Source organism: Streptomyces sp. T028 (assembly GCF_048159505.1).
Taxonomy (GTDB): domain Bacteria; phylum Actinomycetota; class Actinomycetes; order Streptomycetales; family Streptomycetaceae; genus Streptomyces.
Genome location: NZ_JBLRVZ010000008.1, coordinates 129,320 through 143,510, shown reverse-complemented (window position 1 = coordinate 143,510; position 14,191 = coordinate 129,320). Strand labels below are relative to the sequence as shown.

Sequence of the window (14,191 nt, the reverse complement as noted above, 5' to 3'; positions counted from 1 at the left end):
GTCGGAGGAATGATCCGACCGTTCACAGCGTCCTCGCTGTGTTTTTCAAAGGAACCTCATCCTCGGCTATCACTGCCGGGGACGGGGTATCAACTAATCTGGCGTTGATTTTTGGCACGCTGTTGAGTTCTCAAGGAACGAAAGCTTCCTTTGTACTCACCCTCTCGGGTTTTCCTCCGGGCTTCCCTTCGGTGTTTCCGACTCTATCAGGGTTTTTCCGGCCTCCTGACCACCGTCCTGCAGGCATGCAGAAGATGATCCAGAGTTAGGATCTGACAGAGTTGGGTGCTGCTTGATAAGCGCGCTAGATCGCGTCGCTCACCCTCAAGCAGGAGTACGACTGTACACGGGGCCGCAGAGCGCGCGCAAATCCATTAGGCTGGTGGTCTAGACCACGGATGGGACTCTCGTGCGGAACCGGTACTTCACCTGACATACCCTGCTGCACAGTGCGCCGTCCCGGACAACCAGTAACGGCCCATGTACATCTCCACCCCTGGGAGGCTTCCCATGACCACCGTGACGTCCCCTCTTGCAGGACGCATCATCGGGCTGGCCGCTGTGCCGGATCCGGTCTTCTCCGGGGCCATGGTCGGCCCGGGTACGGCGATCGACCCGGTCCGCGAACCCTCCGAGGCGGTGGCCCCCGTGGACGGAGTCATCGTCTCTCTCCACCCGCACGCGTTCGTCGTCGTCGACTCCGAGGGACACGGCGTGCTCACCCATCTCGGTATCGACACCGTGCAGCTCAACGGCGAGGGCTTCGAGCTCCTCGTGAACAAGGGCGACACCGTGACCCGTGGTCAGAGCATCGTGCGCTGGAACCCGGCGGCGGTCGAAGAGAACGGCAAGTCTCCCGTGTGCCCCGTCGTGGCACTGGAAGCCACGGCCGATGCCCTCGGTGAGCTCCGTGAGGACGGCGACGTGAAGGCCGGCGACCTTCTCTTTTCCTGGCAGTGATGCCGACGCCGTCGTCCTGAACGGCACGACGGCCCGTAGGACAACCAACGCGGCGGCGGGACCCGCCGCACTATCGGAGACGGGTGAGATGGAGACAACGCTGCGAGGCGTCGGCGTGAGTCACGGCGTGGCGATCGGCGAGGTTCGACACATGGGAACGGCGGTGCTCGAACCGCCTGCCAAGCAGATACCGGCGGAGGAAGCGGAGCGTGAACAGGGGCGCGCCCACCAGGCCGTGGAGGCTGTCGCGGCCGACCTCATGGCGCGCGGCAATCTGGCGGGCGGTGAGGCCCAGGCGGTGCTCGAAGCACAGGCCATGATGGCCCAGGACCCTGAGCTGATGGTGGACGTGGAGCGGCGGATCACCGTCGGCAGCACGGCCGAGCGGGCCGTGTACGACGCGTTCGCCGCCTACCGCGAGCTGTTGGCGGGCGCCGGTGAGTACCTCGCGGGTCGCGTGGCCGACCTCGACGATGTGCGGAATCGTATCGTCGCCCGTCTGCTGGGCGTCCCGATGCCGGGCGTGCCGGACAGCGACGAGCCGTATGTGCTGGTGGCCCGGGATCTGGCGCCGGCCGACACGGCCCTGCTCGACCCGACCCTGGTGCTCGGCTTCGTGACCGAGGAGGGCGGGCCGACCAGTCACAGCGCGATTCTGGCGCGCGCTCTCGGTGTGCCGGCGGTCGTGGCGCTGCCGGGTGCCGGTGAGCTGGCCGAGGGCACGATGATCGCGGTGGACGGCAGCACCGGCGACATCTTCGTGAACCCGAGCGACGAGAAGAAGGCGCTGCTCCAGGCCGCCGCAGCGGAGCGCAAGGCCGCGCTGGCCGCGTCGACCGGTCCGGGTGCGACCGCCGACGGTCACAAGGTGCCGCTGCTGGCGAACATCGGTGGGCCGGCGGACGTACCGGCCGCCGTCGAGGCGGGTGCGGAGGGTGTCGGTCTGTTCCGTACCGAGTTTCTCTTCCTCGACGACAGCAAGAACGCGCCGTCCGACGAGAAGCAGGTCGAGGCGTACCGGCAGGTGCTCGATGCCTTCCCCGAAGGGCGGGTCGTCGTGCGGGTGCTGGACGCGGGCGCGGACAAACCGCTCGACTTCCTGACCCCCGCCGACGAGCCGAACCCGGCGCTGGGCGTACGCGGTCTGCGCACCCTGCTGGATCACCCGGAGGTTCTGCGGACCCAGCTGACGGCGCTTGCGAAGGCGGCCGAGGGTCTGCCGGTCCACCTCGAGGTGATGGCCCCGATGGTGGCGGACCGTGCTGACGCGAAGGCGTTCGCGGACGCGTGCCGTGAGGCGGGGCTGCGGGCGAAGTTCGGTGCGATGGTGGAGATCCCGTCGGCCGCGCTGCGGGCCCGTTCGATTCTGCAGGAGGTCGAGTTCCTGTCGCTGGGGACGAACGATCTCGCGCAGTACACCTTTGCCGCGGACCGGCAGGTGGGTGCGGTGTCCCGGCTACAGGATCCGTGGCAGCCCGCGCTGCTCGACCTGGTCGCGCTGGCGGCCGAGGCCGCCAAGGCCGAGGGCAAGAGCTGTGGTGTGTGCGGTGAGGCGGCGTCCGACCCGCTGCTCGCGTGTGTGCTGACCGGTCTGGGTGTCACCTCCCTTTCCATGGGTGCGGCGTCGATTCCTTATGTGCGGGCGACTCTGGCGAAGTACACGCTGGCGCAGTGCGAGCGTGCCGCTGTGGCCGCGCGTGCGACGGACAGTGCCGAGGAGGCGCGTGGCGCGGCGCAGGCCGTGCTGTCCGGCGAGTAGGCGGTCGGACCGACCTCTGGTCGGTCGGTGAGCAGGGGCGCTCCTCCTTCGGGTGGAGCGCCCCTTTCGTCCGAGCGCCTTGGTCAGGGCGTGATCAGGGCGTGGTGATCAGAGCGCCTTGTGCTGGTTCAGTGGTGGTGGCCGGGTAGCGGGTCCTCCTCTTCCAGTTCCGGTGGGACGCAGTAGTCGACTCCGGATTCGGGTGCGATGAGGTCGCCGGATTCCGCGTCGGTGCAGTAGGCGTCGAAGACCTCACCGGCGGTCAGGGGTTCGAGGCCGTCGCCGCGCATGCGCCAGCCGTAGATCTGGTCCGGGGTGCCGGGTGCGGTCGTGCGCATGACCAGGCCGCCGGGACCCTGGGTGGCGAGGCCCAGGGCGAGGACGGTGGCGAACTCCAGCGTTTCGGCCTCGTCAAGTTGGAAGGTGCTGTGGGTGTCGTCGTCCGCGTGGAGGACGGCGACGAGTGTCTCGGGTGTTCCCGTGACACTGCAGACGAGGTGCCGGTCGCCGGGCGGAGCCGTGTCGAGGATGCGGACGACCAGGTCGGAGGCGCGTTGGAAGGCCGCACGGCCGATGTCCTCGCCGCAGGTCGCGCAGGCCCCGAGGCGGGACAGCAGGGTGGCCGCGTACTCCCAGGTGGCCTGGCGTACCGCCTCGTCGACGAGGGCGGGGACCAGGTCGGCGAGGGGCTGGCCGTCGTAGGGGATGGTGGGGCCGGTGGTGGCGAGTTGGGCTGTGAAGCGGCTACGGCTGGCGGGCAGGTCGGGGTCGAGGTTGGCGGCGGTGCAGTATTCGGCGTACTCCTGCGGGTCGAAGAGGGCGATGGTGGTGTGGGTGCCCTGCAGGGCGCGGACCCTGAGGAGGTCCTCGACCTGGCGGAGGTACGTGGCGTGGTCGTCGAAGGTGAAGCTGCGGTAGCGCTGCATGGCCCGGAAGTCGTGTTCGTCCGTGAGCAGGCCGATGGTGCCGGCGATTTCGCGGCGCAGGACGCGGCGCATGATCTGGCGGTCGGTGAGTGCCATGTTTTCCCCCTGTGTGCACGGTCGATCAATGCTCACTCACAGTAATCGACGGCACTGACAATGCCCCTCGCGTGAGTCGTCCGCGGACCAGACGGTGCTGGATTCCGCAGGTAAGAGCGATAGCGGTGCCGAAGGCGAGCCAGCCGAGGGGGCCGCTGGCGATGGCTGTGGTGACGGCGAGTGGTCCGATGCTGCGCTGGGCGGACTGGGCGAGTCCATGGACTCCGAGGTAGGCACCCTGGGCGGTGTCGGGGGCGAGGGCGACGGAAAGTTCCCAGGAGATCGTGGCGTGGAGCATCTCGGCGAGGGTGAACAGGATGGCCGCCGTGGTGAGGGACAGGGTGGTGGTGACGGTTTCGCCGGTCGCCGAGGCGGCCATGGCGATGCCCGCGAGGGCGAAGGCCGCCGAGAGCGGGACGAGGAGGGCGCGGGCGGCGGCCGTGGTCGCGCCGAAGCGGGCCAGGGGGACCTGGAGGGCCACGACCATCACGTTGTTGAGGACCATCAGCAGGGGCGCGAGGCCGTGGGGCGCGCTGCTGGTGTGGGCGATCCAGAGGGGCAGGCCGACCTTGAAGACGGCGTCGTCGAGGAAGAGGACGGTGTCGGTGGCCACGTAGGCGAGATAGGTACGGTCGCGCCAGGGGCCGGCCGGTGCGGCCTTGGGTCTGGGGTCCTTGGAGGTGGTCACCGTGCGCGAGCCCGATCGGGGTTCGCTGCAGCGGACGGTGAGGAGGGCGCAGGCGAGGAAGGAGAGGGCGTCGCCCGCGAGGAGCCATCGGTATGCGGCTGTGCTGCCGAGTGCCAGGGCGGCTGCGGCGGCGAGGCCGCCGAGGGCCCAGCCGGCGTTGGCGACGGTGCGCTGGAGTGCCTGGTAGCGGACGCGGTCGGGACCGGCGACGCGGGTGGCGTAGAGCTTGGTGAGGACGTTGGCGGCGCGGTCGCCGAGGCTGCCGAGGGAGCAGTAGGCGACGAGGAGGCCGTAGTGGTCGGTGGTCAGCAGGGCGAAGGAGGCGAGCGCGCGCAGCAGTTGGACGGTGATGAGGACGCAGGTGACCGGGAAGCGGTCCGCGAGTCGGCCGCCGAGGGGGGCTCCGGCGATTCCGGCGGCTCCGGCCGTGGCGACGAGGGTGCCGACCTGGGCGACGGAGAGGCCGGAGACGTAGGTGAAGTACAGGACGCTGACGGATGCCCACAGGCCGCTGCCGACGCGGTCGACGAGGGCGATCGTCAGCATTCTGCGTCCGTCGCGTCCTCCGGGTGTGCTGCGGGTCCAGGTGACTGCGCGGCGGATCGGTTGCACGGGCTCCCCCTTGCCTGGAGTTATGTATTGATACATACTTGGCAATGTGGCAACACAATATGGGGTCAGTGGTACGACGGCCAAGGGGATTGCCGCGTCCGTCGAACGGGGCGTGGCCGAGGGGGCGTTGGGGCCGGGGGCCGCGCTGCCTCCGGTGCGCCGCCTCGCGGACGAGCTCGGCGTGAGTCCCGGAACGGTCGCGACGGCCTACAAGGAGCTGCGGCGGCGGGGCATCGTCGTCACGCGCGGGCGGGGCGGCACGGTGGTGGCGCCGGTTCCGTCCGTGGCGTCACGCAGGCCGCCGAGGGTGCCTCAAGGGCTGTGCGACCTGGCCGGCGGGCATCCCGATCCGGAGCTGCTGCCCTCTCTGGTGCCACCCACGCGTCTGTCCCCCGGCGCCCGTTCGCATCGTGCGACGCCCAGACTGGAGCGGCTGGAGGAGGCCGTGCGGGACTGGCTGCGTCCGGACGACGTGCCGGTGGAGCATGTGACGTTCGCGCACGGTGCGCTGGATCTGGTCGGTCGGCTGCTGTCCGTGGAGCTTCGGCCCGGGGACGCCGTGGCCATGGAGGATCCCGGATACCACCATCTGCTGGACTTGGTCACGGCTCTTGGGTTGCGCATCGTTCCGGTCGCCGTGGACGACCGGGGGATGCGTCCCGAGGCGCTCCGAACCGCCGTCCGGGCCGGGGTCCGCGCGCTGGTGTGCAGTCCGCGGGCGCAGAACCCCTGTGGGGGCTGCTTTTCCGCGGCGCGCCGGGACGAACTCGTCGAGGTCCTGCGGGACGAGCCGGATGTGCTGGTCGTCGAGAACGACCATGCCTCGGCGGTCGCGGACGCGCCCCTGTGGACGCTGACTTCGGGCGGGCTGTCGCGCTGGGTGCATGTGCGGACGGTGAGCAAGTTCCTCGGGACCGACCTGCGGTGGGCTGCCGCGGCCTGCGATCCGATCACCCTCGCCCGGCACGACGGGCGGCTGCTGCTGACGTCCGGTTGGGTCAGCCATCTCCTCCAGGAGACGGTGTACGGGCTGCTGACCGATGACGGCACGCGCGCGCTGGTGACACGCGCGCGCGAGACGTACGCACAGCGCAGAGGCGCGTTGCTCCGGGAGTTGTCGGCCCGTGGCATCGCGGTGCACGGCGCGAGCGGGATGAACGTGTGGGTGCCGGTGCGGGACGAGTCGGCCGTGGTGAACGGGCTGCGGTCGCAGGGCTGGTGGGTGGCGGCGGGGGCCCGGTTCCGGCTGGCCTCGGAACCGGGCGTACGGATCTCCGTGGCCGAACTCGAACCGGCCGGCGCGGCACGGCTGGCCTCGGACTTCGCCGCGGTCCTCGGCGAGTCCGAGGCCACCTACGGAGGCTGAGCGTGCCTGGACGGCCGTACGGCACGCTCCGGCGTGTCAGGCGCGCTCGGCGGCCCCGTCAGGACCTCTTGCGCGCGAGCTCCTCGTAGAAGTGCAGGAGTTCCAGGTTGTCGATGGAGCCCGGGTTGACCGCCTTCTCCAGCGGGGTGCCCTGGAGGATACGCTTGACGGGGACCTCGATGCGCTTGCCGGTGAGGGTGTGCGGGACGCCGGGCACCTCGATCACCTCGTCGGGGACATGGCGCGGCGACAACTGCTCGCGGATGGCCTGCTTGATACGGCCGAGCAGGGCGTCGTCGAGGGCGGCTCCGGGGGCGAGATGCACGAAGAGGGGCATCCAATAGCCGCCGTCGGCTTGTTCGATGCCGATGACCAGGGATTCCCTGATCTCGGGCAGTCGCTCCACGACCTCGTAGATGTCGGCGGAGCCCATACGGACGCCCTGGCGGTTGAGCGTGGAGTCGGAGCGGCCGTGGATCACGACGGAGCCGCGTGAGGTGACGGTGATCCAGTCGCCGTGGCGCCAGACACCGGGGTAGGTGTCGAAGTAGCTGTCGTGGTAGCGACTGCCGTCGGGGTCGTTCCAGAAGTGGACCGGCATGGAGGGCATGGGGTTGGTGACGACGAGCTCGCCGACCTCGTCGACGAGGGGGCGGCCGTTCGGGTCCCACGACTGCAGGTCGGTACCGAGTCCCGGCGCCTGGAGCTCACCGATGTACACGGGGAGGGTCGGTACGCCCCCGGCGAAGCAGGAGCACACGTCGGTGCCGCCGCTGACGGAGGCGATCCACAGGTCGGCCCCGCTCTCGGCGAACTCGTCGTGCAGCCAGCGGAAGCCGTCCGGCGGGAGGGGGGACCCGGTGGTGGCCACGCACTGGATCTTGGAGAGGTCGAAGTCCCGGGCAGGATGGACCTCGGCCTTGCGGCAGGCCATGACGTACGCCGCCGAGGTGCCGTACAGGGTGGCTCCCGTGCGTTCGGCGACGCGCCACTGGGCGCCGGTGTCGGGATAGCCCGGGCTGCCGTCGTAGAGGACGATCGTCGTGCCCGTCAGAAGGCCGGAGACGAGGAAGTTCCACATCATCCAGCCGGTCGAGGTGTACCAGAAGAAGCGGTCCTCGGGGCCGAGGTCGCAGTGCAGGCCGAGCTGTTTGAGGTGTTCGACCAGGATGCCGCCCTGGGACTGGACGATGGCCTTGGGCAGGCCGGTCGTGCCGGAGGAGTAGAGCACCCACAGGGGGTGGGCGAAGGGGACCGGTTCGAATACGGGCTCCTCGTCCGCGGCGGTGAGAGCCGACCATTCCAGGACGCCCTCGGGAGGCTCGGTGCCGAGGAGCGGGATGTGGACGACGGCGCGCAGGGTGGGCAGCTCGCGGCGCAGTTCGGCGACGGCGTCGCGGCGGTCGTGTTCCTTGCCGCCGTAGCGGTAACCGTCGACGGTGAACAGCACGACGGGCTCGACCTGCTGGAAGCGGTCGAGGACGCTACGGGCGCCGAAGTCGGGGGCGCAGGAGGTCCAGACGCCGCCCACGGCTGCGGTGGCGAGGAGGGCGACGACGGCCTGCGGGATGTTCGGGAGGTAGCCGCTGACGCGGTCCCCGGGGCGCACGCCCAGGGCGCGCAGTTGCGCGGCCAGCGCGCCGACCTGGCGGCGCAGCTCGGCCCAGGTCACCGGTTGTGGTTCATGGGATTCGTCGACATGGAGCAGGGCCGGTTCGTCCGGGCGGGTGGCGGCCGCGCGCAGGGCGTGCTCGGCATAGTTCAGGGTGGCCCCGGGGAACCATTCGGCGCCCGGCATGGAGCGGTCGCCCAGGACGCGCGCGTAGGGCGTGGCGAACCGTACGTCGAACCATCGCGTGACGGCTTCCCAGAACGTCTCCAGCTCGTCCACGGACCATCGGTGCAGGGCCGGGTACCCGCCCTCGGCGGGAGCTCCGTGGTGCTCGGCCGCCCATCTCTGGAACCTGGTGACCTGGGCCTTCTCGATGCGCTGCGGATCTGGCCGCCAGAGCGGCTCGGGGTTCACGGTCGACATTGGGGCGGCTCCCGGACTGTGGCGCGTCGTGTGCGTCGTCCGCGCACGTGCGGGATTGTGCGCGGGACGCGGCTGACAGGGACGATGCCATGTGATCGACTTCCGCACCAGGGTGTGCCCCACACAGTCCGTGTCGTGAAGATGTGGTCCCGGCATGGATGAACGGCAGTTGAACGACACGCGCGTGTGGAGCGGTCAGTGGCAGGGTGAACAGCATGGACGGTCGTGACCTGGTGCGTTCGATGAAGACGGTCGGTTCTGCGGGGGCGGCCCAGGGGTTGCGTACCGTACGGGCCGCCTGGCGCAGACGGCGTGCCGACGCCACCGGGTTGCCCGCGCGAGGTGCGGAGCGTGCTCGGGTGCCGGGGCCGGTGCAGGACGTGGAGCCGGGGCCCGGTGGTGGCACGATCCGGTTCAGCCGCTCGGAACTGCGGATCCTCGTGGCGGTGAACGGGGCGGTCTTCTGGGGCTGGGACGGTGCCTGCCCCGAGCCGTCGTACGCGCTGGCCGGGCGCTGCCCGGAGCCCGATCCGCGGGCGGTGCTGGAGCCGGACAAGGACGGCGGCTGGCGGGTCGTGGCCGAGCGGGTGACGATCGTGGTCTCGCGCCACGGCGCGGTCGAGGTGCGCACGCCGGGCGGGGTGACGTTGCGCCGTGATCTGCCACCGCGCTGGTGGGAGCCGAGGGACGGTGGTCCGGCACGCTGGATGCAGCGGTCGGAGGTGGCGGCGGACGCGCGTTTCTTCGGGCTCGGCGGGCGGGCGTCGGGGCCGCGGTTGCGCGGCGGGACGTACCGGCTGTGGAACACGGATCCCGGCGGAGCGTTCGGCCGCGCGGACGATCCGCTCTCCCTGACGATGCCGGTCCAGCTGGTGGTGTCCGACGCGGCCACGCATCTGGTGTTCCACGACACGTCCTGGGACGGCACGGTGACGCTGCGGGAGGGCGAGGAAGGGGCAGGGTCGGGGCATGACCGGCCCGGGTCGTGCGAACTGCGGATGGACGGCGGTCCGTTGCGCTGCTGGGTCGTGGTGGGCACGCCCGCGCGCGTGCTGCTCGCCTGGGCCTCGCTCACGGGGGCTCCGGCGCTGCCGCCCGCGTGGGCGCTCGGGCACCATCACGCGCGCTGGGGCTTCGGCAGCGAGCAGGAGGTGCGCCGGATCGTCGCGGGCTACCACGAGCACGGTCTGCCGCTGGACGCCGTCCATCTGGACATCGACCACTACGACGACCATCAGGTGTTCACCGTCGACCAGGACCGTTTCCCCAAGCTGCCGGTGCTGGCCGAGGAGCTGCGGCGGGACGGCATCCGCCTGGTGTCGATCGTCGACCCGGCGGTCAAGGCCGAGCCGGGCAATGCCGTCTACGACAGCGGGCTCGCCGAGGACGCGTTCGTCAGGGACGCCTCGGGGCGGCTGGTCGAGGGTGTGGTGTGGCCGGGTGAGGCGGTGTTCCCGGACTTCACGCACGCGCGTGTGCGGCGTTGGTGGGGAGAGCTGTACGGGGAGCGCCTGGGGCAGGGGTTCGCCGGCTTCTGGCACGACATGAACGAACCGACGTCGTTCACGGCCTTCGGCGAGCCGACGCTGCCCCGGTCGGCGCGCCACGCCCTGGACGGGCGGGACGGCGATCACCGGGAGGCGCACAACGTCTATGCGCTGTGCATGGCCAGGGCGGCCTACGAGGGGCTGCGGGAGCTGCTGCCCGAGGAGCGGCCGTTCCTGTTCTCCCGCTCCGGCTGGGCGGGTCTGCAGCGCTACGGCGGGACGTGGTCGGGGGACGTCGCCACGGGCTGGCCGGGGCTGCGGGCGTCGCTGTCGCTGGTGATGGGGCTCGGGCTGTGCGGGGTGCCGTACTCGGGGCCGGACGTGGGCGGCTTCGACGGCAGTCCGTCGCCCGAGCTGTATCTGCGATGGTTCCAGCTGGGCGCCTATCTGCCGCTGTTCCGTACGCACGCGAGCATGCGGGCGGGGCGCCGCGAGCCGTGGGAGTTCGGTCCGGAGGTGTTGGAGCACGCGCGCGTGGCGCTCGTCGAACGCCGGAGGCTGTTGCCGTACTTCGTGACGCTGGCGCATCTGGCCCGGCGTACCGGGGCTCCCTATGTGCGCCCGGTGTGGTGGGGCGCGCCGGAGGACCGGGCGCTGCGGGACTGCGAGGACGCCTTCCTGTTGGGTGACTGCCTGCTCGTGGCGCCGGTGCTCGACCCGGGCGCCGAGCGGCGTGCCGTACACCTGCCGAGAGGGCTCTGGTACGACACGGCGACGGGCCGGAGGCACCGGGGGCCGGGGCAGGTGCTCGTGGACGCGCCGCTGTCGCGCATCCCGGTGTTCGCACGCGCGGGTGCCGTCATACCCGTGCGCGGGGACGACGGAGGGCTGGAGCTGGAGGTGTGGACGCCGGCCCGGGGGCGGACCGGGGGCGGTCTGGTGGTGCGGGACACGGGAGACGGCTGGGACGAGCCCGAGGTCGAACGGTACGTCGCCCGCTGGGAGGGCCGGCAGGTCGTCGTCGAGCGGGAGGGGGAGGATGGCCTGTACGAACCGTCCCACCCCGTGCGCGTGCGCGGGCTCGTCTAGTGCGGTGACCGGACCGGTCGCCGGGGCGGTGTCGACTGGTCTCAGCGTTACTGGTGCCAGAACCGGGTTCAGACGTAGCGGCCCTCGAAGAACGCCCGCACGGCGTGTGTGTGCAAGGGGAACGCCAGTTCCTCCGGCCTGCGCAGGACGTGCCAGCCCTCTGTCTCGTCCGTGGCCGCCGACTCGGGGAGGCGGTCGGCGGGACACTCCGGGAGGAGCCCGAACAGCAGCAGGTGGCCGTCGGGCGAGCTCATGGCGTCGGCGAGCCGTACGTCGCGGCTCGCGGCCTCGATGCCCGTCTCCTCCCTGAGCTCACGGACGACGGCCTGCCGCCAGTCCTCGCGGTCGTCGATGTAGCCGCCGGGCAGGGCGATGCCTCCGCGCGCGGGGGCGACGGTTCGGGTGATGACCACCAGGCCGGTCCCCTTCGCGTCGTACACGGGCTGGAGTGCGACGGCCACCGGCAGCGGGTTGCGGTAGGCGATGGCGGCGCAGGCCGGGCAGGTGCGGGGCCAGCCGGTGACGCCCTCCCCGTAGGGCGCTCCGCAGCTCGAACAGTGGGAGTCGGGCGCGGAGTTCGAAATGGAGTGCAGAGTTTCGGACACGCGGCGGAGCGTATCCGATCTTGGGGAGGGCGTCGTGCGCGAGCGGCTCAGTCCTCGGTGGTCAGGGACGCGGCGGAGACGGGGAAGTCGAAGTAGGTGTCGGGGTAGGGCTCGGGCTTGAAGGTGTAGTACCACCATTCTTCGGCGAGGTTCACGAAACCGAGTTCCTCCAGGGTGTTCTTGAGGAGCAGCCGGTTGGCGAGCGGACGGCCCTGGATACGCGGGTCAAGGGTGTGGGCGAGCGTGTCGAAGCAGTCGTAGCCCGTCCCCATGTCGACGGAGTTGTCCGGGAAGCGCTCTTCCTGGGGCGCGTAGCAGGGCACGAGGGTCTCGCCGGGCACGTACGGCCGGGTCGGGTGTGCCGGGGTCTTCACGATCGTCAGGTCCACGGTGGAGCCGCGGCTATGGCCGGACTTGGCCGCGATGTAGCCGTCGTCGAACAGACGGGTCTTGTCGACGTCCGGGTAGAATTCCCCCTTCATGGCCTGGTCGTCCAGGTCCTCGGCCCAGCGGACGAAGTGGTCCACGGCGCGCTGGGGCCGGTAGCAGTCGTAGACCTTGAGCGAGTATCCCTGGGGCAGCAGTTCCGCCTGGGCCCGGTGCAGGGCTTCGGCGGCCTGCCGGGTGAGGATGCAGATCGGTTGCTGATAGCCGTCGACGCGTTCGCCGACGAAGTTGTGCGGGGTGAAGTAGCGCATCTCCTGGAGGATCGTCGGGTCCACGGTTCTCAGGGCCACGAAGTCCGCCGGGGCCACAAGGTCGGAGTCCGCCCGCGCGGTGGCTGAGGCGGCGGTCACGGTCAGCAGGGCGGCGAGCACAGTGACGAGACCGCGGACTGCTCTGGAGAGTCGTGTCATGTCCCCACCCTGCCCATTTCCCGGCGCGCGTGCCAAACTCCTGACGTTCCGTCAGATCCCGTACGGAGGAGGCGGCTTGTCACGTATACGCACACCCGTGGTGGCCGGGTGGTTCACCGGGGACGGGGACGGCTTCACACTGCTGGGCACGCGCTGTTCGGCGTGCCGGTCGGTCTTCTTCCCGCGCGAGGACGCGCACTGCCGCAACCCGGCGTGCCGGGACGGGGATCTGGAGGAGGTTCCACTGTCTCGGCGCGGACGCGTCTGGTCGTACACGGACAGCCGCTACCGACCTCCGTCACCCTATGTGACCGATCCGGAACTTCCGTGGGTGCCGTACGCGTTGATCGCTGTGGAGCTGGAGTCCGAGCGGATCGTGGTGCTGGGACAGGCGGTTCCCGGGGTCACCGTCGCCGATCTGACGGTGGGCATGGAGGTGGAGGTAGTCCCGGGCGTGCTGAGCGAGGACGCGGAGACGACCTGGACGACCTGGCAGTGGCGGCCTACGGGGGTGGCGGGATGACGGCAGAGGTGGCGGTGCTCGGCGCGGGGATGCATCGGTGGGGCAAGTGGGGGCGCGGCTTCGTGGAGTACGGCGTGGCGGCCGCGCGGGCGGCTCTGGCCGACGCAGGTCTGGACTGGCGGGTCGTCGGCGCGGTCGTCGGCGCGGACACGGTGCGTGGCGGTTACCCGGGGTATGTGGCCGGGGCCACGTTCGCGAAGGCCCTGGGCTGGCAGGGCGCCCGGGTGACGAGCGTGTACGCGGCGTGCGCCTCGGGCGCGCAGGCGATCGACGCGGCACGGGCGAGGATCCTCGCGGGTCTGACGGACGTGGCGCTCGTGGTGGGGGCCGACGCGGCGCCCAAGGGCTTCTTCCGGCCCGCGGGCGGGGACCGGCCGGACGACCCGGACTGGCTCCGGTTCCGGGTCCTCGGCGCCACGAATCCGACGTACTTCGGGCTGTACGCGCGCAGGCGCATGGCGGTGCACGGCGACACCCTGGGGGACTTCGCCCAGGTCAAGGTGAAGAACGCCGCCATGGGGGCGCTGAACCCGTACGCGCGCTATCGCAAGCGGGTCACCACCGAGGAGGTCGCCGCCTCCGCGGTGGTCGCCGATCCGCTGCGACTGCTGGACATCTGCGCGACCTCGGACGGCGGGGCCGCCCTGGTGCTGTCGAGCATGGAGTTCGCCCGTCGGCACGGTGCGGGGGCGCCGGTGCGGATCCGGGCCGTGTCCACAGTGACGCCTCGTTATCCCAGCACCGCCCTGGATCTGCCGGACATCGCCACCGACTCCGCGGTCGCGGTGGACCCGCCTGGCGAGCCGTTCCGTGCGTCGATCGCCCGCGCGGCCTACGAGGAGGCGGGCGTAGGCCCCGAGGACCTGTCGCTGGCCGAGGTCTACGACCTGTCCACCGCCCTGGAGTTGCAGTGGTACGAGGATCTGCGCCTCTGCGGTGACGGCGAGGGCGCCAAACTGCTGCGGGAGGGTGCGACGGCTCCGGGCGGTCGCATACCGGTGAACACGAGCGGGGGGCTGGCCTCGTTCGGGGAGGCGGTGCCGGCGCAGGCGATCGCCCAGGTGTGCGAGCTGACCTGGCAGTTGCGGGGCCAGGCGGGAGAGCGTCAGATCCCGCACGCGCGCGTGGGCATCACCGCGAACCAGGGGTTGTTCGGGCACGGGTCGGCGGTGATCGCGGTGCGGTGAG

12 protein-coding genes are annotated in these 14,191 nt (G+C 70.8%); 7 read left to right on the top strand and 5 right to left on the bottom strand.

Annotation, left to right across the window (positions count from 1 at the left end; genetic code table 11):
* The 3 genes from ACLZN2_RS08815 to ptsP form a co-directional block, all read left to right on the top strand.
* Positions 1 to 269 (top strand): hypothetical protein (locus ACLZN2_RS08815; protein WP_416977806.1); only part of this gene is annotated, 269 nt, incomplete at its 5' end.
* A gap of 241 nt (positions 270 to 510) precedes the next feature.
* Entirely contained in the window at positions 511 to 960 is a 450-nt protein-coding gene (locus ACLZN2_RS08810; RefSeq protein WP_416977805.1) for a PTS sugar transporter subunit IIA, read from the top strand.
* Between the two features lie 88 nt (positions 961 to 1,048).
* Positions 1,049 to 2,719, top strand: a complete 1,671-nt coding sequence (gene ptsP, locus ACLZN2_RS08805; protein WP_416977804.1) for a phosphoenolpyruvate--protein phosphotransferase — start codon at positions 1,049 to 1,051, stop codon at positions 2,717 to 2,719.
* Positions 2,720 to 2,847: 128 nt separating this feature from the next.
* Here the strand turns inward: ptsP and ACLZN2_RS08800 are convergent, their stop codons facing one another.
* Both ACLZN2_RS08800 and ACLZN2_RS08795 read right to left on the bottom strand, forming a co-directional pair.
* A complete protein-coding gene (locus tag ACLZN2_RS08800; RefSeq protein ID WP_416977803.1) occupies positions 2,848 to 3,741 on the bottom strand; it encodes a hypothetical protein in 894 nt (297 codons plus the stop codon).
* A gap of 25 nt (positions 3,742 to 3,766) precedes the next feature.
* A complete protein-coding gene (locus ACLZN2_RS08795) occupies positions 3,767 to 4,975 on the bottom strand; it encodes an MFS transporter (protein ID WP_416977802.1) in 1,209 nt (402 codons plus the stop codon).
* 112 nt (positions 4,976 to 5,087) lie between these two features.
* On the opposite strand from ACLZN2_RS08795, the gene ACLZN2_RS08790 reads away from it, so the two are divergent.
* A complete protein-coding gene (locus ACLZN2_RS08790; protein WP_416977801.1) occupies positions 5,088 to 6,407 on the top strand; it encodes an aminotransferase class I/II-fold pyridoxal phosphate-dependent enzyme in 1,320 nt (439 codons plus the stop codon).
* Between the two features lie 58 nt (positions 6,408 to 6,465).
* On the opposite strand, the gene ACLZN2_RS08785 is transcribed toward ACLZN2_RS08790, so the two are convergent.
* Positions 6,466 to 8,442, bottom strand: a complete 1,977-nt coding sequence (locus tag ACLZN2_RS08785; protein WP_416977800.1) for an acetoacetate--CoA ligase — start codon at positions 8,440 to 8,442, stop codon at positions 6,466 to 6,468.
* 215 nt (positions 8,443 to 8,657) lie between these two features.
* Between ACLZN2_RS08785 and ACLZN2_RS08780 the strand changes: the two genes are divergently transcribed.
* Positions 8,658 to 11,018 carry a TIM-barrel domain-containing protein gene (locus tag ACLZN2_RS08780; protein ID WP_416977799.1) on the top strand — a complete coding sequence of 787 codons (2,361 nt, stop codon included), beginning with the start codon at positions 8,658 to 8,660 and terminating at the stop codon, positions 11,016 to 11,018.
* Between the two features lie 68 nt (positions 11,019 to 11,086).
* On the opposite strand, the gene ACLZN2_RS08775 is transcribed toward ACLZN2_RS08780, so the two are convergent.
* Positions 11,087 to 11,623, bottom strand: coding sequence for an NUDIX domain-containing protein (locus ACLZN2_RS08775; protein ID WP_416977798.1), 537 nt, complete (start codon positions 11,621 to 11,623; stop codon positions 11,087 to 11,089).
* Between the two features lie 47 nt (positions 11,624 to 11,670).
* Positions 11,671 to 12,480, bottom strand: a complete 810-nt coding sequence (locus ACLZN2_RS08770; protein ID WP_416977797.1) for a M15 family metallopeptidase — start codon at positions 12,478 to 12,480, stop codon at positions 11,671 to 11,673.
* 97 nt (positions 12,481 to 12,577) lie between these two features.
* On the opposite strand from ACLZN2_RS08770, the gene ACLZN2_RS08765 reads away from it, so the two are divergent.
* Together ACLZN2_RS08765 and ACLZN2_RS08760 are read left to right on the top strand one after the other, a co-directional pair.
* Positions 12,578 to 13,003, top strand: a complete 426-nt coding sequence (locus ACLZN2_RS08765; RefSeq protein WP_416977812.1) for a Zn-ribbon domain-containing OB-fold protein — start codon at positions 12,578 to 12,580, stop codon at positions 13,001 to 13,003.
* Complete coding sequence (locus ACLZN2_RS08760) at positions 13,000 to 14,190, top strand: lipid-transfer protein (RefSeq protein ID WP_416977796.1); 1,191 nt, start codon at positions 13,000 to 13,002, stop codon at positions 14,188 to 14,190. The genes ACLZN2_RS08765 and ACLZN2_RS08760 overlap by 4 nt, the downstream gene beginning before the upstream one ends.
* Position 14,191: the final 1 nt, after the last annotated feature.

Bases quoted from the DNA above. Each gene is read 5' to 3' on its own strand.
- ACLZN2_RS08810 (WP_416977805.1), top strand. From the start codon at position 511: ATGACCACCGTGACGTCCCCTCTTGCAGGACGCATCATCGGGCTGGCC.
- ptsP (WP_416977804.1), top strand. From the start codon at position 1,049: ATGGAGACAACGCTGCGAGGCGTCGGCGTGAGTCACGGCGTGGCGATC.
- ACLZN2_RS08800 (WP_416977803.1), bottom strand. From the start codon at position 3,741: ATGGCACTCACCGACCGCCAGATCATGCGCCGCGTCCTGCGCCGCGAA.
- ACLZN2_RS08795 (WP_416977802.1), bottom strand. From the start codon at position 4,975: ATGCTGACGATCGCCCTCGTCGACCGCGTCGGCAGCGGCCTGTGGGCA.
- ACLZN2_RS08785 (WP_416977800.1), bottom strand. From the start codon at position 8,442: ATGTCGACCGTGAACCCCGAGCCGCTCTGGCGGCCAGATCCGCAGCGC.
- ACLZN2_RS08780 (WP_416977799.1), top strand. From the start codon at position 8,658: ATGGACGGTCGTGACCTGGTGCGTTCGATGAAGACGGTCGGTTCTGCG.
- ACLZN2_RS08770 (WP_416977797.1), bottom strand. From the start codon at position 12,480: ATGACACGACTCTCCAGAGCAGTCCGCGGTCTCGTCACTGTGCTCGCC.
- ACLZN2_RS08760 (WP_416977796.1), top strand. From the start codon at position 13,000: ATGACGGCAGAGGTGGCGGTGCTCGGCGCGGGGATGCATCGGTGGGGC.